At 70.0% G+C, this 19,572-nt stretch carries 19 protein-coding genes; 9 read left to right on the top strand and 10 right to left on the bottom strand.

The annotated features are described in order from the left end of the window. Positions 1-5 precede the first annotated feature (5 nt). Genes ACFOY2_RS21235 through ACFOY2_RS21225 form a run of 3 tightly spaced genes read right to left on the bottom strand, consistent with a single transcriptional unit; the run spans position 6 to position 4,186 of the window. Entirely contained in the window at positions 6-1,814 is a 1,809-nt protein-coding gene (locus ACFOY2_RS21235) for a hydantoinase B/oxoprolinase family protein (protein ID WP_379529787.1), read from the bottom strand. Next, positions 1,807-3,807 carry a hydantoinase/oxoprolinase family protein gene (locus ACFOY2_RS21230; RefSeq protein WP_379529786.1) on the bottom strand — a complete coding sequence of 667 codons (2,001 nt, stop codon included), beginning with the start codon at positions 3,805-3,807 and terminating at the stop codon, positions 1,807-1,809. The genes ACFOY2_RS21235 and ACFOY2_RS21230 overlap by 8 nt, the downstream gene beginning before the upstream one ends. 7 nt (positions 3,808-3,814) lie before the next feature. After that, on the bottom strand, positions 3,815-4,186 hold the full coding sequence (locus tag ACFOY2_RS21225) for a hypothetical protein (protein WP_379529785.1): 372 nt from the start codon (positions 4,184-4,186) through the stop codon (positions 3,815-3,817). A 76-nt stretch (positions 4,187-4,262) separates the two neighbouring features. On the opposite strand from ACFOY2_RS21225, the gene ACFOY2_RS21220 reads away from it, so the two are divergent. Continuing rightward, positions 4,263-4,922, top strand: coding sequence for a thymidine kinase (locus ACFOY2_RS21220; protein WP_379529784.1), 660 nt, complete (start codon positions 4,263-4,265; stop codon positions 4,920-4,922). Positions 4,923-5,028: 106 nt separating this feature from the next. On the opposite strand, the gene ACFOY2_RS21215 is transcribed toward ACFOY2_RS21220, so the two are convergent. From ACFOY2_RS21215 to ACFOY2_RS21205, 3 genes are all read right to left on the bottom strand, one after another. Further along, complete coding sequence (locus ACFOY2_RS21215; protein WP_379529783.1) at positions 5,029-5,700, bottom strand: DsbA family oxidoreductase; 672 nt, start codon at positions 5,698-5,700, stop codon at positions 5,029-5,031. 42 nt (positions 5,701-5,742) lie between these two features. Continuing rightward, the gene (locus tag ACFOY2_RS21210; protein WP_379529782.1) at positions 5,743-6,639 is read right to left on the bottom strand and encodes a hypothetical protein; all 897 of its coding nucleotides are present in this window, start codon (positions 6,637-6,639) and stop codon (positions 5,743-5,745) included. 67 nt (positions 6,640-6,706) lie between these two features. Further along, positions 6,707-7,339, bottom strand: coding sequence for an SRPBCC family protein (locus tag ACFOY2_RS21205; protein ID WP_379529781.1), 633 nt, complete (start codon positions 7,337-7,339; stop codon positions 6,707-6,709). Positions 7,340-7,426: 87 nt separating this feature from the next. Between ACFOY2_RS21205 and ACFOY2_RS21200 the strand changes: the two genes are divergently transcribed. Genes ACFOY2_RS21200 through ACFOY2_RS21190 form a run of 3 tightly spaced genes read left to right on the top strand, consistent with a single transcriptional unit; the run spans position 7,427 to position 9,256 of the window. Continuing rightward, a complete protein-coding gene (locus tag ACFOY2_RS21200) occupies positions 7,427-8,299 on the top strand; it encodes a polysaccharide deacetylase family protein (RefSeq protein ID WP_379529780.1) in 873 nt (290 codons plus the stop codon). A gap of 58 nt (positions 8,300-8,357) precedes the next feature. Further along, complete coding sequence (locus ACFOY2_RS21195) at positions 8,358-8,783, top strand: hypothetical protein (RefSeq protein ID WP_379529779.1); 426 nt, start codon at positions 8,358-8,360, stop codon at positions 8,781-8,783. Between the two features lie 47 nt (positions 8,784-8,830). Continuing rightward, positions 8,831-9,256, top strand: a complete 426-nt coding sequence (locus ACFOY2_RS21190) for a hypothetical protein (RefSeq protein WP_379529778.1) — start codon at positions 8,831-8,833, stop codon at positions 9,254-9,256. Here ACFOY2_RS21190 and ACFOY2_RS21185 read toward each other — a convergent pair. Both ACFOY2_RS21185 and ACFOY2_RS21180 read right to left on the bottom strand, forming a co-directional pair. Beyond that, positions 9,253-11,550 carry a PQQ-dependent sugar dehydrogenase gene (locus ACFOY2_RS21185; protein WP_379529777.1) on the bottom strand — a complete coding sequence of 766 codons (2,298 nt, stop codon included), beginning with the start codon at positions 11,548-11,550 and terminating at the stop codon, positions 9,253-9,255. The two genes, ACFOY2_RS21190 and ACFOY2_RS21185, sit on opposite strands and share 4 nt — an antisense overlap. Positions 11,551-11,638: 88 nt before the next feature. Continuing rightward, the gene (locus ACFOY2_RS21180) at positions 11,639-12,688 is read right to left on the bottom strand and encodes a LacI family DNA-binding transcriptional regulator (protein WP_379529776.1); all 1,050 of its coding nucleotides are present in this window, start codon (positions 12,686-12,688) and stop codon (positions 11,639-11,641) included. Positions 12,689-12,786: 98 nt separating this feature from the next. Here ACFOY2_RS21180 and ACFOY2_RS21175 point away from each other — a divergent pair, with 98 nt between their 5' ends. Genes ACFOY2_RS21175 through ACFOY2_RS21155 form a run of 5 tightly spaced genes read left to right on the top strand, consistent with a single transcriptional unit; the run spans position 12,787 to position 17,316 of the window. After that, positions 12,787-14,016, top strand: coding sequence for an amino acid ABC transporter substrate-binding protein (locus tag ACFOY2_RS21175; RefSeq protein ID WP_379529775.1), 1,230 nt, complete (start codon positions 12,787-12,789; stop codon positions 14,014-14,016). After that, positions 14,013-14,891: a branched-chain amino acid ABC transporter permease gene (locus tag ACFOY2_RS21170; RefSeq protein WP_357805079.1), complete on the top strand. Its 879-nt coding sequence runs from the start codon at positions 14,013-14,015 to the stop codon at positions 14,889-14,891. The genes ACFOY2_RS21175 and ACFOY2_RS21170 overlap by 4 nt, the downstream gene beginning before the upstream one ends. Beyond that, on the top strand, positions 14,875-15,864 hold the full coding sequence (locus ACFOY2_RS21165) for a branched-chain amino acid ABC transporter permease (protein WP_379529774.1): 990 nt from the start codon (positions 14,875-14,877) through the stop codon (positions 15,862-15,864). The genes ACFOY2_RS21170 and ACFOY2_RS21165 overlap by 17 nt, the downstream gene beginning before the upstream one ends. Next, the gene (locus ACFOY2_RS21160; RefSeq protein WP_379529773.1) at positions 15,861-16,592 is read left to right on the top strand and encodes an ABC transporter ATP-binding protein; all 732 of its coding nucleotides are present in this window, start codon (positions 15,861-15,863) and stop codon (positions 16,590-16,592) included. The genes ACFOY2_RS21165 and ACFOY2_RS21160 overlap by 4 nt, the downstream gene beginning before the upstream one ends. After that, a complete protein-coding gene (locus ACFOY2_RS21155) occupies positions 16,585-17,316 on the top strand; it encodes an ABC transporter ATP-binding protein (RefSeq protein ID WP_379529772.1) in 732 nt (243 codons plus the stop codon). The genes ACFOY2_RS21160 and ACFOY2_RS21155 overlap by 8 nt, the downstream gene beginning before the upstream one ends. Here ACFOY2_RS21155 and cydB read toward each other — a convergent pair. Continuing rightward, positions 17,289-18,212, bottom strand: a complete 924-nt coding sequence (gene cydB, locus ACFOY2_RS21150; protein WP_379529771.1) for a cytochrome d ubiquinol oxidase subunit II — start codon at positions 18,210-18,212, stop codon at positions 17,289-17,291. The genes ACFOY2_RS21155 and cydB overlap by 28 nt on opposite strands. An 11-nt stretch (positions 18,213-18,223) precedes the next feature. Continuing rightward, positions 18,224-19,567: a cytochrome ubiquinol oxidase subunit I gene (locus tag ACFOY2_RS21145; RefSeq protein ID WP_379529770.1), complete on the bottom strand. Its 1,344-nt coding sequence runs from the start codon at positions 19,565-19,567 to the stop codon at positions 18,224-18,226. Between the last annotated feature and the right edge of the window lie 5 nt (positions 19,568-19,572).

Below are 19,572 nucleotides of genomic sequence, written 5' to 3'. Positions count from 1 at the left end.
TCTCCCTACAGCTCGTCCACCTCGGCGAACGCGCGTCCGCCCGAGAGCTTGGCGTAACCGGGCCCGCGGTCGAAGAAGCGGTCGGCCGGGGGCCGCAGGCGGGCCCTGAGCTCGGCCGTGGCCTGCTCGTCGATGCGGTCGCCGTCCAGGACCACGCCGTAGTCGCCGAGGGCGCCGGCGATGGAGACCTTCCCGTCGCGGACGTCGGCCGCCACGGCGCGCGGGTCGCGGTCGTAGGGCGACCCCCAGCCGCCGCCCCCGGTGGTGCGGATGCGGATGATCTCGCCGGCCTGCACCTGGTGGTCGTCCACCAGGCCCTCCATCTCCTTGCCCGCGATCTCCACCCGGAACGGCCGCCCCGCCAGGCCGCCGTTGACGCCCCAGCACGACAGGATGGACCGGTCGGCGATGGACATGTACGACGCGTCCAGCAACATCCGGATGTGCTTGTCGTAGCCCAGCCCGCCCCTGAACATCCCTGGCCCGCCCGAGTCGCAGGCCAGGGCCAGCCGCTCGACGCGGAACGGCCAGCGGGCCTCGGCGAACTCCACCGGGATGTTGCGCGAGTCGGGCACCACGTGGATGGTGTCCTCGCCGTCGGCGTAGTGGCGCCCGCCTGAGCCGCCCCCGAGGACCTCGCGCATCAGGTACGGCGAGCCGTCGGCGTCCTGGCCGTACACGCCCGTGTAGCGGATGGTCTCCTGGTCGGCGGGCATGCGGCCGCCCGTGGCCTTGGCCAGCACGCCGGCCAGCACGCCGAGCAGGCGCAGGATGACGAACGTGCGGGCGTTGGTGGGGGCGGGGAAGATCGGGGTGAGCAGGGTGCCCTTCTCCGGGAAGACCATCTTGATCAGCGGCACGACGCCCTCGTTGACGTCCAGCTCGGCCATCCGCTCCGGCGTGTCGGCCAGGTTGCGCAGCACCGGCGCCAGCCACTTCTTCAGAAACACCCCGTCGGCGTAGTCGCCCGCGTGGTTGATCGGGCCCTTGGCCTGCGGCGAGGTGCCGGTGAAGTCAATGGTCAGCGGCTCGTTCGAGGCGTGGTCGACGGTCAGCGTGATGCGCTGGGCGTGCAGCCGGGGCTCGTCCACGCCGTCGTGCTCGGCGTAGTCCTCCCACACGTACGTGCCCTCGGGGATCTTGTCCAGCAGCTCCCTGCGGAACGTCTCGGTGGTCTTGGAGATGATCGCGTCGAAGCACTCCTCGACGGCCTGCCTGCCGTAGCGGTCGAACAGCTCCCCCAGCCGCCGCGCGCCCATCAGGCAGGCCGAGCACTCGGCGTCGAGGTCGCCGGCCAGCGAGTCGGGCATGCGGGAGTTGCGGGTCATGATGCGCAGCGCGGCCTCGTTGGGCACGCCCTGGTCCCACAGCTTGATCGGCGGGACCATCAGGCCCTCCTCGAAGACCGACCGGGCGTGCGAGGGCATCGAGCCCGGCACCGCGCCGCCGATGTCGTCGTGGTGGCCGAAGGCCTGCACGAAGGCCACGACCGCACCCTCGTGGAAGACCGGCACGGTGACGCACAGGTCGGGCAGGTGGCCGATGCCGCCCTCCGACAGGTAGACGTCGTTGTGGAAGTAGACGTCGCCGGGCTTCATCGTCTCGATCGGGAAGTCGCGCACGACCGGCTGGACGAGCGCGCTGTAGGAGCGGCCGGTGAGTTTGCGCAGCCGGGCGTCGTGGATGCCGGCGCGGAAGTCGTGCGCGTCGCGGATCATCGGCGAGCGGGCCGTGCGCGCGATCGCCGTCTCGACCTCCTTCTCCACGGAGGCCAGCGTGCCCTCGACGATCTCCACCAGGATTGGATCAGTCACGCCTTATCTCCACATTTCCGTAGGCGTCCACCTTGGCGGTGAAACCTGGGTGGACGGGGATCGTCGAGCCGTACTCCTCGATCACGGCAGGGCCCGTGACCTCCGCGCCGGGGCCCAGCGCGGAACGCTGGTGGACGGGAGTGTCGCGGGTCTCGTCGAAGTGCACCGGCCTGACGGACGTGGCACCCTCGCCCGGCTTGTCCAGAGGACGGATGGTCGGACGGGCGATGGGGCCGATGCCGGAGACGCGCAGGTTCACCCATTCGACGGCGTGACGGGGGTCGTCGCGGTAGGCGTAGCCGTACAACTTCTCGTGGGCCTCGTGGAAACGGTTGACCACCTCCGCCTGCCAGTCCTCGTCGATCTCGCCCGCGGGGGCGGGCACGCGCACCTCGTACGCCTGACCGAAGTAACGCAGGTCGGCGCTGCGCAGGTAGACCGGGTCGTCGAAGCCCTCGCGGTCGAGAGCCTCGCCCGCCTGATGCTCCAGGTCGTGGAAGATCTCGACGGCCTTGCCGAGCGAGAGGTCACGGGTGACGTACGTGCGGACGTAGTCGTTCTTGACGTCCACCGTGAGCAGCCCGAACGCCGAGACGTTGCCCGGATCGCGCGGGACGATCACCGAGGGCAGCCCGAGGATGTCGATCAGCCGGCACGCCAGCAGCGGCCCCGACCCGCCGAACGTCACCAGCGGGAAGTCCCGCACGTCCAGCCCGCGCTTGACGGTGAGCTGCCTGATCGCGTTGCTCTGGTTGAAGGCGCTGATCTCCAGGATGCCGGTCGCGGTGCGCTCGGCGTCGAGGCCGAGCTTGCCGGCCAGCGCCTCGATCCCGGCGCGGGCGGCGTCGGCGTCCAGCCTGATCTCGCCCCCGAGCAGGTGCGGCGGGATCCGGCCGAGGAACACGTGCGCGTCGGTGACCGTCACCTCGGTCCCGCCCCTGCCGTAGCAGATCGGCCCGGGGTCGGCCCCTGCTGACCTGGGCCCGACCTTGAGCGTGCCCTCGGGCGAGATCCAGGCGATCGAGCCGCCGCCCGCGCCGACGGTGACGATGTCGATCATCGGGATCTTGCACGGGTAGCGGCCGATCGTCCCCTCCGTGGTGACGGAGGGCTCGCCGTCGATCACCACGGCCACGTCGGTCGAGGTGCCGCCGCCGTCCAGCGTGATCACCGACTCGTGCCCGGCCGTGGAGGCGATCAGCGCGGCGCCGAGCGCCCCTGCCGCGGGCCCCGACAGGACGGTGGTGATCGGCTGGTTGACGACCTCACGGGCCGACAACACGCCGCCGTTGGACTTCATGACGGAGAACGGCCTGCCGAGCCGGTTCGACAGGTTCGCGAGGTAGCCGCGCATGGTGGGCTTGACCGCGGCGTCCACCAGGGTGGTGACCGAGCGCTCGTACTCGCGGTACTCGCGCAGCACCTCGCTCGACAGCGAGATCACCGCCTCGGGGTGCTCGCGCCGCAGCACCTCGCGCATACGGCGCTCGTGCTCCGGGTTGGCGTAGGAGTGCAGGAAGCAGACCCCGATCGCGGTGACGCCCTTCGACCGGAACCAGCGCGCCACCTCCACGGCCTGCTCCTCCGAGAACGGCCGCACCTCCTCGCCCAGGTGGTCGAGCCGCCCTTCGACGGTCTTGACCAGGTGCGCGGGCACGATTCTCGGCGGTTTGACCCAGAAGTAGGAGTTGCCGTACCCGTCGGGCACGCTCTGCCTGCCGATCTCCAGGATGAACTCGAAGCCCTCCGTGGTGATGAGCCCGAGGTCGGCTATCCGGTCTTCCAGCAGTTGGTTCGTGGCGACCGTGGTGCCGTGCACGATCGAGGCGACCTCCAGCTCGCCCAGCTTCTCGATGCCCGCGATGAACCCGTCCGCCGGGTTCGCGGGGGTCGAGGGTGTCTTGGTGGAAAGGATCTCACCGCTCTGCTCGTCCACCGCCACAACGTCGGTGAATGTGCCTCCGGTGTCCACTCCGATACGGACGCTACGCATGGGCTCCTCAGCTTCGGCGACGGCCTAGAACTTCGTCGATGACTCGTGGCGCGTTCGATGTGCCGACATAGGCCGCCAGCCTGACCACCATCTCCTGCGACTTGGCCAGCTCGGCCTCGACCCTGGCCTTCCCGCTCTGACCAGCCTGCACGCCGAAATACGCGCCGATGATGGTGCCGATCACGCCGGACACGCCCGCGAACAGCGCGGCGAACTCCCCGGTGGCGAACACGGCGGCGCCGAAAGCGACCAAGATCGCAACGATGCCCGCCACGACGACGAAGAAGCCGTAACGCCAGCGGGTGGCGTCGGCCTGGGCAGCCGTCAGGTCGTCCATCGTCATCATCGCGTCGAGCGCCGGTGGTTTGTCGGTGACCACAGTTCCTCCTGAAACCTCAGGGGAGAAATCTCCCACGAGGTCATGGAACAAGCCAAGCCAGCTAAGCTGACGGCCCGTGACCGAACTGTCTGCCTTGTCTGCCGTGCCGTCTGGTGCCAGGGATGCCGTGCTGAAGTTCTACTTCGGCCCCATGGACTGCGGAAAGTCCACGTTGGCGCTCCAGATGAACTACAACCACGGGCGTCAGGGCCGGCGGGGCCTCGTCCTGACCAAGCACGACCGCTCCGGCGGCCCGAAGGTCACCAGCCGGATCGGGCTCGGGCTGGAGGCGATCGAGGTGGAGGACTCCCTCGATCTGGTGCGGCTGGTGACGGCGCACGAAAGGATCGACTACCTGATCTGCGACGAGGCCTGCTTCTACACCGTCGAGCAGATCGAGCAGCTCGCGGACCTCGTGGACGAGCACGGCGTGGACGTGTACGCCTTCGGCCTGGCCTCCGACTTCAGGTCGGTGATGTTCCCCGCGGCGCAGCGGCTCTTCGAGCTGGCCGACGAGGTGTGCAGGCTGCAGGTCGAGGTGTTGTGCTGGTGCGGGCGTCCCGGGCAGCTCAACGCGCGCATCGTGGGCGGGAGCATGGCGCGCACCGGCGAGCAGGTGGTGATCGGCGACACCGACGCCGCGCACGTGCGCTACCAGGTGCTCTGCCGCCGCCACCACCGCACGGGCCGGCTCGGTGAGGGATCGCTCACACCAGACGGTCAAGCAGCTCCCTGAGCCGCCCGGCGTCGTCGCCCGGCAGCGCGGCCAGGAACTCCTCCTCGGCCCGCGCCGGGCCGTCTTGAGCAGGTAAGCGAGGCGGTGTCGCGACACCCCACGAGTGTCACACGGCACAGTATCCGTCGTCGTCGCAGCCGTCGGCCGGGGCGGCGAGCTGGGTGATCGGCGTCTGTCCCGTACGCTCGGCTACCTCGTCGATGGCGGCCGCGAAGGCGTCCTCCGGCTGCGCGCCGGAGACGGCGTACTTGCCCTCGAACAGGAACAGCGGCACCCCGCTGATGCCCAGCGCCCTGGCCCTGGCGAAGTGCTCGCGCACCTCCTCGGCGCCCGCGCCGGAGTCCTCCACACCGAGCTCGGCGGCCAGCCTGCCCAGCACCTGGGGGTCGCCCACGTTCAGGCCCTCGGTGAAGTAGGCCAAAAACAGCCGCTCGGACATCGCCCCGCCGAGCCCCTGCCGCCCGGCGACCTCGATCAGCCGGTGCGCCTGGAACGTGTTGACGCTCACGGCCCTGTCGTAGTCGAGCTTCAGCCCCTCGCCGGCGGCGGGCTCGACGACGCGCTGCGTCATCTGGTGGGCGTTCTGGCCGAACTTCCGCTCCAGCGCCGTGATCGTCGGCTCACCCTCGGAGGAGGCGTCCGGGTCGAGCTGGAACGGGCGCATCGTCACCTCGATCGTCCCGCCCTTGGCGCGGAACCGCTCGGCGGCCTTGGTGAACCTGGTGTGCCCGATATAGCACCAGGGGCACACGATGTCGGAGAAAATCTCAACCTTCATGTACGACCTCAACCACCCACTCCGCACGGCGATTCCTGCGGTTCAGCCGGCGGCGAGCTCCTCCAGCCGATACGGCAGGTAGGCGGAGTCGTCCACCAGCGCGGACGCCCCCCGCCACCACCCGAACCACTCCCCGCTCCGCCACATCCAGTCGACCCCCTCGATGGCGGCCACCACGTCGCCGACCGTCTCCCACCGCTCGCCGAGCTGCTCACGGGAGGCGCCGTGACGGACCGCCCAGGCCCGAAGGACCCCCACGGCGGCCGAGGGCACAGGACGGGCGTAGGGGTCGGGGTCCTCGCCGGGCAGCCGATGGGGCCCGAGCCCTGCCGCGACACCCCAGCTCCACTGGGCCTCGGCGGGGCGGGAGTAGCGCAGGGAGTGGAAGTCGAGGTTGGAGCCGAGGTCGTCGTCGGGCCGCCTGGTGACCACCGCGTCGAGCCGCCCGCCGGCGTCGAAGTGCACCACCAGCCGCTGCCCGGGGAGCGCCCCCTGCGGCAGGTCGAACCGATCCTCCGCCTGCCAGGAGTTGAGGTCCACCTGGGCGACGGGCCTGCCCCACATCCGGTCGGCGGCGTCGTCGGAGATCCAGGCGGCCAGCATCTCCAGCGCGGTCAGGTCGGTCCAGGGCTCGATCGCGACGGCCGTGCGCACGACCTCGTCCGGAGCGGGCAGCTTGCCGCCCCTGGGCCGCGTCCACCACTCCTCGCCCAGTTCGCGGGTGCCGACCAGGAGCGCGGCGATCGCGGCCAGTTCGGCCGAGCGCCGGGTGAGCTGGGCGCCGAGCGCCAGCCCGAGCGTGCGGTCGGTGCGGTCCTCGCCCAGTACGGGGCGCACGTCCGCGATCAGCGTCCCGGCCGTCGGGCGCTCATCGCCGAGCAGGTTGCGTACGACCTGTCTGGCTTCGGTCCGTGCGTCTTCCGCGTGTGCCTGGCGCATACTCGCCACGCTACGCCTGGAGATCCTTTTCCGCGAGAGCCCTCCCGACCCTCCGAAGGGGGGACGGTCAGCGGCGGGCGGCGCGGCCGAAGAGCCAGCCGATCGCGACGCCCGTGAGCGCGACGCCCGCGCCCATGCCGAAGGAGGCCAGCATCACCCACGGCTTCGTCTGGGTGGGCTCCTTGGGGGGACGCTGGTAGACGGCCACCCCCGTAGCCGGGGACGCGGCCGCCAACGGCTCCTCGGAAGGTGCCGCGACGGCCGGGGCGCGCAGGTGGGTTTCGACGGCGGTGAAGAACTCGCCCGCCGTGCGTTTGGCCGCCGAGCCCAGCATGCGCTGCCCGACCCCGCCGATCATCCCGCCGATGACCGCGTCGGCGTCGTAGTCGACCTGGGTCCCGCCGTCCACCTCGCTGAGCCGCACCTGGACGGTCGCCTCCACCGTCCCCGGCGCTCCCTGGCCTCGGGCCTTGAGGGTGAAGCTCTCGGGCGCCAGCGGATCGGTCAGCGCCACCTCCCCCTGGTAGACGCCCTTGATGGAGGCCACCCCGGCGTTGACGGTCATCCGGTACGTGTCCGGCCCCGCCTCCTCCAGCCGCTCGCACCCCGGGATGGTGCGCACGAGCACCGCCGGGTCGTGGAGCGCCGCCCACACCAGATCCCGCTGAACGCCGATCACCGCACTGCCCGCCATTCTCATGCGCCAACTCTAAGCAGACGGCCCCCGGCAGTCAGGAGAAAGGCAGAGGGACGTTCCTGTGGATCAATGATGGCAAGATGGTGCTCCATGTTCAGGGGGCAGAGCGGGCAGGGGTTCACGGGGGCACGAAGCGCGCGGGCGGCCGGCGTCTTAGGCGCCCTGACGCTCGTCGTGGCCTGCGCCCCCGCGCGAACCCCGGCCACGGCCCCCACCACGGCTCCCGCTCCAGAAAGCACCCAGAAACGCCCCGTCAAGCAGTCCCCGCCCGGCGCGCTTCCCCGCGCGGGAGAGGTGCGCCCGATCCGCCACACCGGCCCGCTGCCGCCGGTGATCAGCTCCATCCCCACCAAGCGCAAGGTCGTCTTCCTGACGATCGACGACGGCTGGGAGCAGGACCCGGGCTTCGTCAAGCAGATCAGGGACCAGCGCATCCCCATCACCGCCTTCGCCATGCGCGACGCTGTGGAGGCCAAGGGCACCCCGGACGCGTCAGGCGGCGCCAACCGCTACGTCGGGGCCGGGAAATGGCGATATTTCAGAAACATGCGGGACTCCGGCGTCCCCATCGAGAACCACACCCTCACCCATCCCAACCTGCGCCTGCTCCCCTACGCGGCCCAACGCCGCGAGATCTGCGGCGCCTCCACGGCCATCCAGAAGGAACTGGGCACCAGGCCCACCCTCTTCAGGCCCCCGTTCGGCAACTACAACACCGACACGCTCAAGGCCGCCAAGAGCTGTGGCATGAAGACGGTCCTGCTCTGGACGGCCACAGTCCAGCCCGGCGGCAAGATCGCCTACCAGGTGCCCGACAAGAAGCTCCGCCCAGGCGACATCCTGCTCCTCCACTTCCGCCCCAACCTGGCCAGGGATTTCCGCATCCTGGTCAAGAAGATCAAGCGACGGGGGTACGAGCTGGGCAACCTCCAGGCGTACTTGCGGGCCACCGTCAGCCGCTGAGCGCCTTTCTTCGCGGGTTCGGGTGAACCGCGGCCGTCGGGGCTGCGTACCCTCGCACATGACGACATTTCCACGTCTGGCCGCTTTCGCGCTGCTGGCCGGGCTGGTCGCCGGATGCTCCTCCGGAGGCTGGAGCGACTACGCCGCGGCAGGGAAGAACCAGCCGCCGCAGCCCGCCACCCCCCAAACCATCGAGCAGCTCTCCCAGAAGGTCGGTTGCAAGCCGAAGATGCAGGTCGAAACCAATGACCTGCGCACCGGGTACTGCAAGACCGAGGAGGGCGAGTTCTTCGTCAACACCTTCTCCTCCGAGAAGCTCAAGGACGAGTGGATGGACCAGGCGCCGGAGTACAACCCCCACCTGGTCGGCCCGCGCTGGACCGTCCTCGGCCCGCTGAAGGTGCTCGAGGCGCTGAAGATCCCGCTCAGCGGCGACCTGCACATGATGGACCACCGGGTCTCGCAGTCGCCGAAACCCAACTGACGGTTATCACGTCGAACCGGAGCGGCACGGCCCGCGTACCTCCGCGCATGACGACATTTCCACGTCTGGCCGCTTTCGCGCTGCTGGCCGGGCTGGTCACCGCCTGCTCCTCCGGGAGCGGTGGCGACTATGTCGCAGCAGGGCAGAACGTCCAGAACACCGCGCCGCTCACCGTCGAACAACTCTCCGCCAAGGTCGGCTGCAGGCCGAGGATGCAGGTGGACGCCGCCGACATCCGCACCGGCTACTGCAAGACCTCGGACGGGGAGTTCTTCGTCACGACGTTCTCCGCCCAGGCGGGCAAGGACGCCTGGATGGATGCCGCCCCCGAGTACAACCCGCACCTGGTCGGCAACCTGTGGACGGTCCTGTCCAGCAGGAAAGTGCTCGACCAGCTCAAACAGCGGCTCGGAGGCGACCTCCACCTGACCGACCACCGCACCAAGCAGATGCGGACGGTCGGCTCAGGCTAACGTCGGCGCATCAGCTCGTACTGGGCCAGGATCTCGATCGGGGACGCGGCCCTGTCCAGGAACATCAGGCCGTCCATCCGGCAGTCGCAGGGGTTCTGCTCTCTGGTGTTCTGCGGGTAGCTACCACCGATCTTGATGCCTCGTGGGTCGGTCGCCGAGGTGAGATCGGGTTCGGGCGCGCCCTCGACCGCCCACGGGTCGCCGGCGACCGTGTAGGTCCCGGCGAGCGGGCGGCCGTTCTTGAACAGCCGCATCGTCCCGTTGTCGAAATCGAACGTCGCCGCGAGGAACACCCACTGGTCGCGCGGCAGGATCTGCTGCCAGGGCAGGTTCGCGGCGAAGGTCTGCGAGCTGCCGCCGTCCACCCGTCTGGCCAGCGCCACCACGCGTAATTCGCCGTTCACGGTGATGAGCTCCAGCAGGGAACGCACGTCGTGCCCCTGGGAGTCGCCGCTGAGGATCCCCGCCAGGCCGATCGCGTTGAAGCGGTCGGCCGGGTCGGGGGTGTTGGAGTTGAGCGCGGGGCCCTCGCCCAGCATCTTGAACCAGCCCATGACGGTGGTGCCCTTGACGGCGTTGAAGGCCCGCAGGCTCTGCACGCCGGTGTCCTGGTAGACGCCGGCCTTCCAGTCGTCGTTGCCCGTCGTCGCCGGTTCGACCTGTTTGGTCTCCAGCGCGTTCGTGCTGCCCCGGTAGGCGCCGTCGCGGACGCGCATGGCCGCGCCGCCGTTGACGAGCGAGAGGTTCGTACCCGACAGGCCCTGGTCCTGTTCCTTGGCGGGGTCGCCGGGCAGCGGGTGCTCGAAGTCGTAGGCGGCCACCAGGTTGGGACGGAAGGAAGGCAGCACGCCGGGCGGCGTCATGACGGCCTTGGTGACCTTCCAGATCTTGCCGTTGGCCTTGGACAGCGCGTAGAGCTCGCCCGCGCCGTCCTGGCCGAAGCGCAGGTCCACGCGGGTGCTGCCGGCCAGGTCCTGCATGGTGATCTGCTTGCCGGTCGCGTCGACCAGGCGCGGCTTGTAGATGGTGGCCCTTTGGCCGCTCTCCTCCTTCATCTCGGAGGCGACGGTGTAGAAGACCTGGCCGTCCACGATGTCGCCGAACAGGTACTTGCCGTACAGCAGCGGCAGCTTGGCGCCTCGGTAGACGAAGCCTCCCACGATGGCGTGGCCGCTGTCGGCGGTGCACGGGTGTCCCGGCGGCGGGTCGTGGTCGTAGGCGGCCACCGGGTAGGTGTAGCCGAAGGAGGCGTCGTCGTCGGGCAGCGTGTAGAGCTTGCAGCGGTCGGCCTTGTTGTAGACGAACGAGCCCTCGCGCTCGCTCCACCCCAGGTTGTCGCCGGGGCCGACGTCGTAGACGGCCTCGATGGCGTGCTCGCCGATGTGGCCGAGCAGCAGCCGCTGGCCGTCCCAGCTGAAGCGGTGCGGGTCGCGCATGCCGTGGGCGTAGATCTCGCCGAGCGCGCCCGGCCTGCCGACGAACGGGTTGTCGCTCGGGACGCCGTACTTGCCGGTCGAGACGATCGGGTTGATCCGCAGGATCTTGCCCTGCGGGATGGCCAGGTTCTGCGGGTCGTCGCTGGAGACGCCCGTGGCGCCGTCGCCGGCCGCGACGTAGAGCAGGCCGTAGTCCTTGTCGCCGCGCCGGGCGGCCGGGCGGAAGCCGATCTGCTGGATGCCGTGGATCTGGCCGAAGAAGCCGAGCCTGAGCACCTCTCTGCGGGTGCCGGAGAAGACGCCGGCCTTCGGGTCCGTGGCCGTCCACTCGGTGATCACGCCGTGGAACTTGGTGCCCGCCTGGGCCGGCAGGTCGGGGGTCTTGGTGGTGAGCGCGTTGCCCCACTCCGTGTGGACCGTGTACAGCTTGCCGTTCCTGGCGAAGTCGGGGTGGAAGGCGGCGAAGCCGAAGCCGCTGCCGAGGCCGCGTCCCGAGACGAAGTCGGGCGCGAACGTGGTGGCGACGTCGAGGTACTCGCGCGGCTGCCGGCTCTTGTCGAGCAGGTAGAGCTTGCCGTTGAGGTCGTTGGCGTACAGGCGGCCCGAGCCGTCGGGGACCTGGTCCAGGTAGTTGATCCTGGCCCAGCGGACCAGCCGCTGGTCGATCGGCTCCGGGATCGTCTCGCTCTTGGGGAAGGAGGCGAACTCCTCCAGCGTCAGCGTGAGCCCTGATGGGGTGGGCTTCTCCGGGATGGGGTCGTCGACGGGTGTGGGCTCCGCCCGCGCGAACGCGGGGGGCGTCCAGAGCGCCGTCATCATCAAGACGACGGCGACGGTGACTTTGCGGAAGGTTGTCATCTGGGGGACCCTCTGCTCGAAACCGCTCACGTAAGCGCTTACGAAAGCGCTTACGTTCCAGCGGATCTTAACCCGGTGGAACGGCCTGTCAAGGGGCCGGCGGCGCGGTCGAAGCCCGTACCACCAGCTCGTGCCGCGTCCGGCGGCGGCGTGGCCGGGCGGCCGGCGGCTGGAGCACGAGTTCGAGCGCCTGCCTGCCCATGGCGAGCATCGGCAGCCGGATCGTGGTGAGCGCGGGATAGACGTCTCTTGCCACCGGAACGTCGTCGAACCCGGCCACCGAGATCTCCTCCGGCACCCTGCGCCCGCTGTTCAGCAGCCACGACAGCGCCCCGACCGCCATCGGGTCGTTCAGCGCGACCACGGCCGTCAGCTCGGGGTGCGCGCGCATCAGCCGCGCGGTCGCCTCCGCGCCACCCTCCCTGGTGAAGTCGCCGGGCACGACCGGGACCGCGCGCCAGTCGAGCCCGGCCGCGGCGACCGCCGTGCGCAGCCCGGCCAGCCGGTCCTCGACCGTGGTCAGGTTGGCGGGCCCGGCGAGCACGCCCAGCCGCCGGTGACCCAGCTCCAGCAGGTGCCGCATGAGCGTGGCGCCGCCATCGGCGTTGTCGGGCAGCACCGCGTCCACCGGCAGGTGGTGGCGGCCGATCACGGCGGCCCGGCCGCCCGCGGCGGTGAACGAGCGCAGTTCGGCGGCGAGGTCGTGCTCGGTGCGCGCCTCGACGTAGCCGGACCCGGCCAGCACGATCGAGGTGACCCGGTGGGCGCGCAGGGCCCGGATCCTGGCCAGCTCGGCGCGCGGGTCGCGTTCGGTCTGGCTGATCAGCGCCAGGTAGCCTCGGCTGTCGGTCTCGCGCAGCACGCCCCTGGCGATCTCCCCGAAGTAGGGGTCGCCGACGTCGTGGACGATCAGCCCGACCATGGACGCCTGGCCGCCGGCCAGCGCCCGCGCGTGGCTGTTGGGCACGTAGCCGACCCGGGTGGCCACCGCCTGCACCTGCGCCGCGACCTCGGCGCTCACCCCGCTGCTGCCCGTCATGGCCCGCGAGGCCGTCGCCAGCGACACCCCCGCGGCCCTGGCCACGTCGATGAGCCGGGGCGGGGACGACGACGGTGGCGGGAAAGGTTGCTCTGCCATGTGGTGCGACCCCCCTTGTCTGGGGCGGATTCCCGTGTAATCGTAACCGAAAGCGCTTCCGAAAGCGCTTTCGGCCCGCGTCGACGGGGGTTACCTCGATGGCAAGAGTTCACAAGAGCCTGGCGATCTTCTCCATATGCGTTTTAGGGCTGACCGCCTGTGCTAAGACCGACGAACCCGGCGCGGCGCAGTCGCCCGGGCAACAGCAGGGACCGGTGAAGATCGGCATCTCCCTGCCCCTCACCGGCGACTTCTCCGAGCCCGGCAAGGGCATCCAGGAGGGCTACCAGGTGTGGGCCGACCAGGTGAACGCCAAGGGCGGCCTGCTCGGCAGGAAGGTCGAGCTGATCTTCCGCGACGACGCCTCCGACCCCAACCGGGTCAGCTCCGACTACGAGTCGCTCATCACCCAGGACAAGGTCAACCTGGTGTTCGGGCCGTTCTCCTCCCGGCTGGTGATCCCGGCGGCCAAGGTCGCCGAGTCCTACAACATGTTGTTCGTGGAGCCGGCAGGGGCCGCCAAGGAGGTCTTCGAGCAGGGCTTCAAACGGCTGTTCTACGCCGCGCCCGCGATCGCCGGTGACCACTACAACTACCTGGCCGACTACCTCACCAAGCTGCCGGCCGACCAGCGGCCGAAGACGGCGGCGTACGCGAGCCTGGACGACCCGTTCGCGCAGGGCACCGCCTACGGGCTGCGCGACAAACTGGCCGCCGCCGGGATCAAGACGGTGGTGGACGAGGTCTACCCGCCCGAGACCACCGACTTCGCGCCCATCGCCGCCAAGATCGCCGCCGCCAAGCCCGACCTGGTCGTGGGCGGCACGCAGTTCGAGGACTCGGTGGGCCTGGTACGCGCGCTGCAGGAGCTGAAGGTGCAGCCGAAGATGGCGGCGTTCTCGACCGGGCCGACGCTCGCGGAGTTCCCCTCCGCCGTCAAGGGCGCCGCCGAGCACATCGTCTCGCCGGTCGGCTGGTCGGCCACCTCCACCTTCACCGGCAACCAGGAGATGATCAAGCGGTACAAGGAGATGTTCAACGGCGACGCCAACGAGGACGCGGCCAACGGCTACACCGTCGGCCAGGTCGTCGAGGCGGCCGTGAACGCGGCCAAGTGCGTCGACCCGACCAAGGAGTGCCAGGACAAGCTGACCGAGCAGCTCAGGCAGGCCACGTTCGACACGATCGTGGGGCCGCTGTCCTTCGACGACAAGGGCAGGCCCGAGCAGGCGCACATGATCCAGCAGTACGTGAACGGCAAGGTCGAGATCGTGCTGCCGGAGCAGGCCAAGACCGCCGGCCTCGTCTACCCGAAGAAGCCCTGGTGAGCCTCCTCCTGCAGGGGCTGGCCCTGGGCGTGCTGACCGGCGGGCTCTATGCGCTGCTGGCCTCCGGGCTGTCGCTGTACTTCGGGGTGATGCGGGTGGTCATGGTCGCCCACCCGGCGTTCCTGTTCCTGGCGGCCTACCTGACCTACACCGTGCACACCGCGCTGGGCGTGGACCCGTTCCTGGCCCTGCCGATCACCGTGCCGCTGTTCTTCGTGCTCGGCGTGGCGGTGCAGCGGCTGCTCGTCGCCCGGCTGGCGCCGGAGAACCTGGCGATGATGTCGGTGCTGCTGACGTTCGGGATCGCGCTGACGATCGAAGGGCTGCTCGGGACGTTCTACACGGGCTCCTACAAGTCGGTCAGCATGGAGTACGCGACCAAGTCCCTGACGATCGGCGACGTGCACCTGCCCTACGACAAGATCATCGCCTTCGGTGTCGCGGGGCTCACGCTCGCCGTCCTGTTCGCCGTGCTGGTCAAGAGCCGGTTCGGGCAGGCGCTGCGGGCCACGATCCAGCACCGGGAGGCGGCCAGGCTGGTCGGGATCCAGACCGAGCGGGTGGCCGGCTACGGCTTCGGCGTGGGCCTGGCCACCGCGGCCGTGGGCGGCACGGTGCTGGCGCTGATCACGCCGTTCTTCCCCGCCTCGCACTGGGTGTGGATCGGCAAGCTGATGGCCATCATCGTGGTCGGCGGGCTGGGCAGCGTGGTCGGCGCGGCGCTGGCCGCGATCCTGCTCGGCGTCGTCGAGGGCCTCGTGCTCGTCACCGTGGACGCCACCTGGGCGACGATGATGTTCTACGTCTTCCTCTTCCTCACCCTGCTCGCGCGCCCCCAGGGGTTCTTCGGAGGCCGTCTTGCGCATCGCTTCTAGAGGGCTGCCGCTGCTGGTCGCCGCGCTGGCGATCGCCTATCCGTGGCTGGCGCCCAACTACTACCTCGTGTACGCGGGCGCGCTCACCATCATGTACGCCGCCATGTCCACGTCCTGGAACCTGCTCGGCGGCTTCACCGGCTACGTCTCGCTCGGCCACTCGGCCTTCTTCGGGCTCGGCGCGTACGGGACCGGCCTGCTCGTCATCAACCTCGGCGTGCCCTGGGTCGTCGCCCTGCTGGTCTCGGCGCTGCTGGTGACCCTGTTCGCCGTGGGGGTCGGCATCGCGGCGGTCCGGGTGCGCGGCGCGTCCTTCGTGATCGTCTCGATCGCGCTGGTGTCGATGATGAACCTCGTCGTCCAGGGCTGGCGCTCGCTCACCGGCGGCTCCACCGGCCTTCAGGTGCCCTCGCCCTTCCCCGACCTGCACCGGGGACAGACCCACATGGTCTTCTTCTACCTGTTCCTGGCGCTGCTCGGGCTGGCGCTGCTGACCTGGTGGTACGTCTCCCGCTCCCGGTTCGGCGCGGGACTGCGGGCCATCAGGGAGGACGAGGACAAGGCCGAGTCCCTGGGGGTGCCGACCGGGGTGTACAAGGTGGCGGCCTTCGCCCTGTCGGCCCTGTTCGTGGCGCTGGCGGGCGGGCTGTACGCGCTCTGGTTCGGCAGCCTCGACCCGATCTTCGTCTTCTCCATCCTGATCAGCTCGTACATGGTGCTGATGAGCCTGCTCGGCGGGGTCAGGCACCTGTACGGGCCGCTGCTCGGCGCGCTCATCGTGGCCCCGGCGGGCGAGTACTTCCTGATCGCGCTGGGCGAGACGCAGATCCACCTGACCGCGACCGGCGTGGTGCTCGTGCTGGTCGTGCTGTTCATGCCGGAGGGCATCATCGCCAGGCTCACCAGAAAACGCGCCGGCCCCTCCATCCCGGACCAGTCGGCCGACCAGCGGCTCCAGGGGGTGGTGTCATGAGCTCGTTGCGCACGGAGGGGCTGACCAAGGCGTTCGGTGGCGTGCTGGCCGTGGACGCGGCGACCGTGGAACTCCAGGACGGGAAGATCAACGCGCTCATCGGGCCGAACGGGTCGGGCAAGACCACGTTCTTCAACCTGATCACCGGCATGATCAAACCGGACAGCGGCCGGGTGCTCTACCGCGAGCGCGAGATCACCCGACACTCCCCGCACCGGATCGCGCACGCGGGCATCGGCCGCACCTTCCAGCTCTGCCGCGTCTTCCCGCGCCTGACCGTGCTGGAGAACCTGCTGGTCGCCGTCCGCCGCACCCGCCTGCGCGAACTGCTGGCCGGGCTGCACGACAAGGGCGAGATCGAACGGGCCCGCCACTGGCTGCGCCGCATGGGCATCGAGCACCTGGAGGACGCCGAGGCCCGCGACCTGTCCTACGGGCAGCAGAAGCTGCTGGAGCTGGCCGCCGCCCTCATGGCCGAGCCGGACCTGGTGCTGCTCGACGAGCCCGCGGGCGGCGTCAACCCGGCGCTGATCGACCGCATCGTCTCCCTCGTACGCGACCTCAACGCGGAAGGCCGCACGTTCCTCGTCGTCGAGCACAACATGGACATGGTGATGAGCATGTGCGACCACGTGATCGTCTTCGACCGGGGCGCGCCCATCGCCGAGGGCCCGCCGTCGCAGGTGCGGGAGGACCCGCGGGTGCTGGAGGCGTATCTCGGTGTCTGAGGTGCTGCTGACCCTGGAGGACGTCGTGGCCGGGTACGGCAGGGCGGCGCCGGTCCTGCGCGGCCTGACCGTCACCGTCCGCGCCGGCGAGGTCGTCTGCCTCGTCGGCCCCAACGGCTCAGGCAAGTCCACCGCGCTCAAGGTCGCCAGCGGCCTGCTCGCGCCCCGCTCGGGCCGGGTGGTCCTGGCCGGGCGGGACGTGGCGGGGCTGTCGCCGCAACGGCTGCTCGGCCTGGGCCTGGCCCACGTGCTGCAGGGCCACAGCGTCTTCCGCGAGATGACGGTGGCGGAGAACGTGCGGCTCGGCGGGTTCAGCGTGCGCGACCCCGCCAAGCTCAACGCCCGGATCGAGGCGGTCAAGGAGTTGTTCCCCGTCGTGGCCGAGCGGTGGGGGAGCATGGCGGGGCTGCTGTCGGGCGGGCAGCAGAAGCAGGTGGAGTTCGCCCGCGCCCTCATGCTGGAGCCCTCCGTGCTGCTGCTCGACGAGCCGTCGATGGGGCTCGACCCGCGCAACACGCAGGTCGTCTTCGACCAGATCGACCTCATGCGCCGTACCGGCGTCGCGGTGCTGCTGGTGGAGCAGAACGCGCGCAGGGCGCTGGAGATGGCCGACGTCGGCTGCGTGCTCGACCTCGGCCGCGTGCACATCTCCGGACCCGCGCGCGACCTGGCCGCCGATCCGCGGCTCGGCCGGCTCTACTTGGGCGGCGCGCCCGCGACCTGAACGTGCTCGCCGTGCGGTTCGGGCTCCGTGCGTACCCGCTGCCTGAACACCCAGTACGTCCAGCCCTGGTAGACCAGCACGAACGGGAGCGTGATCAGCCCGATCCAGCTCAGCATCGTCAGCGTGTACTCCCCGGACGCGGCCTCGGCCAGCGTCAGGCCGGGCAGCGGCCGCGCGCGCAGCTCCATGAACACCGCCAGCGTCGTCAGCACGATCGCCGCCGCCGTGGCGGTGAACGCCCAGCCCTCCCTGCGCCGCCAGATCAGCGCGGTGGCCGCGGCCAGCGCCGCCATGGCCGCCAGCGCGGGGAGGCTGCCCAGGCTCGACAGCGCGACCACGGCCACGGGGATGGTCACGGCGCCGGCGGCCATGGCCGTGACGCGGGCGCGGCGGCGTACCGGACCGGTGGTCTTCAGCGCCAGGAAGACGGCGCCGTGCAGCGCGCACACGGCCAGGGTGAACGCGCCGCCGAGCACCGCCGCGAGCGCGCTGCCGAACACCAGGTCGGCGAAGAGCGCGCCCCACAGGAACGCCGGCAGCGCACTGCCCACCACGATGCCCAGATCGCACCAGAACGGGTTGGTCACCTTGCCCCGCCACTCCAGGCCGACCCCGCGCACGATCAGCCCGGCCAGGATTAGCACGACGGGCAGGTAGAACGCGCTGAACACGCCCGCGTACCAGGCGGGGAACGCGGCGAACATGGCGCCCACGGCGGTGATCAGCCACACCTCGTTGCCGTCCCAGACCGGGCCGATGGTCTGCAGGCTCTGCCGGTGCTCGGCGGCGTCGCGGCTGACGAGCGGCGCCAGCATGCCGACGCCGAAGTCAAAGCCCTCCAGCACGAAGTAGCCGGTCCACAGGAAGGCGATGATGACGAACCAGAGATCGATCATGGTGGTTTCCCTCAGTACATCAGCGACGGTTCGAGCCGCTCGGCCTGCGGGGCCGGCTCCGGCTCCTCGACTCCCTTGCGGACGTGCCTGGTCAGCAGCACGGCCTCGGCCACCGCGAGCACGCCGTACAGCAGCGTGAAGATCGTCAAGGAGATGGCCACCTCGGCCAGGCTCACGCCGGGCGACACGCTGGAGGCGGTCAGCAGTTCACCCGCGACCGTCCACGGCTGGCGGCCGATCTCGCTCAGCAGCCATCCGGCGATCATCGCGATCGGCGGCAGTGGCAGGGCCAGCAGCAGAGCCCGCGAGAGCCAGTTCGGGAACGGGCGCTTCCTGCGGGTCAGCCACAACCCCAGCACCGACAGGCCCACCGTGGACAGGCCGAACACGATCATCACCCGGAACGACCAGAAGACCACCGTCTCGTCCGGCCGGTAGTCGCCGGGGCCGAACTGCTGCTCGAAGCGGCGCTGCAGGTCTTCGGTGCCCTGGACGGTCGCGTTGGGGTCGTTGGTGGCCAGGAAGCTGAGGACGTTCGGGATCTCGATGCCGGGGGCGACGCTGAACGGCGCGCCCGCCGTGTCGCGCGCCAGGCCCTCGGCGGCGGCCAGCTTCATGGGCTGCTGCTCGTACAGCAGCTTGGCCGACGTGTCGCCGGTGAACGCGACGACGGCCCCCGCGATCGCCGTCATGACCAGCGCGGCCCTGGCGGCGCTGCGCCACATGGGCGCGCGCTCCTTGAGCAGCCAGTAGCCGCTCACGGCCAGCACGAACCCGCCCGCCACGACGAACGCGGCCCCGATCACGTGGGGGACCTGGGCCAGCGCCGTGGAGTTGGTCAGCACGGCCCACAGGTCGGTCATCCTGGCCTTGCCGTCGACGACCTCGTAGCCGACAGGGTGCTTCATCCAGGCGTTCGCCGCAAGGATGAAATAGGCCGACAAATTAGACCCGATGGCCGCCGCCCAGATGCACGCCAGGTGCACCTTCTTCGGCAGCCGATCCCACCCGAAGATCCACAGGCCCAGGAACGTGGACTCCATGAAGAACGCCAGCAGCGCCTCCATGGCCAGCGGCGCCCCGAAGACGTCGCCGACGAATATGGAGTACTCACTCCAGTTCATCCCGAACTGGAACTCCTGCACGATGCCGGTGACCACACCCATGGCGAAGTTGATCAGGAAGAGCTTCCCGAAGAACTTCGTCAGCTTCAGGTACTGCTCTTTGCCCGTTCGGTGCCAGGCCGTCTGGAGGCCGGCCACGAAGATGCCCAGACCGATCGTCAAGGGCACGAACAGAAAGTGGTACACGGTGGTCACCCCGAACTGCCACCGCGCCAGGTCTAGTGCGTCCATCTTTC

Origin of the sequence: Nonomuraea purpurea (assembly GCF_042650645.1) — a bacterium.
Lineage (GTDB): Bacteria > Actinomycetota > Actinomycetes > Streptosporangiales > Streptosporangiaceae > Nonomuraea > Nonomuraea purpurea.
The sequence above is the reverse complement of the archived record's forward strand: the minus strand, read 5'-3'. Positions and strand labels throughout refer to the sequence as shown.

What these genes read in the sequence shown, in the direction of transcription:
- ACFOY2_RS21230 (WP_379529786.1), bottom strand. Translation starts at nt 3,807, where the DNA reads ATGCGTAGCGTCCGTATCGGAGTGGACACCGGAGGCACATTCACCGAC.
- ACFOY2_RS21215 (WP_379529783.1), bottom strand. Translation starts at nt 5,700, where the DNA reads ATGAAGGTTGAGATTTTCTCCGACATCGTGTGCCCCTGGTGCTATATC.
- ACFOY2_RS21210 (WP_379529782.1), bottom strand. Translation starts at nt 6,639, where the DNA reads ATGCGCCAGGCACACGCGGAAGACGCACGGACCGAAGCCAGACAGGTC.
- ACFOY2_RS21205 (WP_379529781.1), bottom strand. Translation starts at nt 7,339, where the DNA reads ATGAGAATGGCGGGCAGTGCGGTGATCGGCGTTCAGCGGGATCTGGTG.
- ACFOY2_RS21200 (WP_379529780.1), top strand. Translation starts at nt 7,427, where the DNA reads ATGTTCAGGGGGCAGAGCGGGCAGGGGTTCACGGGGGCACGAAGCGCG.
- ACFOY2_RS21195 (WP_379529779.1), top strand. Translation starts at nt 8,358, where the DNA reads ATGACGACATTTCCACGTCTGGCCGCTTTCGCGCTGCTGGCCGGGCTG.
- ACFOY2_RS21190 (WP_379529778.1), top strand. Translation starts at nt 8,831, where the DNA reads ATGACGACATTTCCACGTCTGGCCGCTTTCGCGCTGCTGGCCGGGCTG.
- ACFOY2_RS21185 (WP_379529777.1), bottom strand. Translation starts at nt 11,550, where the DNA reads ATGACAACCTTCCGCAAAGTCACCGTCGCCGTCGTCTTGATGATGACG.
- ACFOY2_RS21180 (WP_379529776.1), bottom strand. Translation starts at nt 12,688, where the DNA reads ATGGCAGAGCAACCTTTCCCGCCACCGTCGTCGTCCCCGCCCCGGCTC.
- ACFOY2_RS21175 (WP_379529775.1), top strand. Translation starts at nt 12,787, where the DNA reads ATGGCAAGAGTTCACAAGAGCCTGGCGATCTTCTCCATATGCGTTTTA.
- ACFOY2_RS21160 (WP_379529773.1), top strand. Translation starts at nt 15,861, where the DNA reads ATGAGCTCGTTGCGCACGGAGGGGCTGACCAAGGCGTTCGGTGGCGTG.
- cydB (WP_379529771.1), bottom strand. Translation starts at nt 18,212, where the DNA reads ATGATCGATCTCTGGTTCGTCATCATCGCCTTCCTGTGGACCGGCTAC.
- ACFOY2_RS21145 (WP_379529770.1), bottom strand. Translation starts at nt 19,567, where the DNA reads ATGGACGCACTAGACCTGGCGCGGTGGCAGTTCGGGGTGACCACCGTG.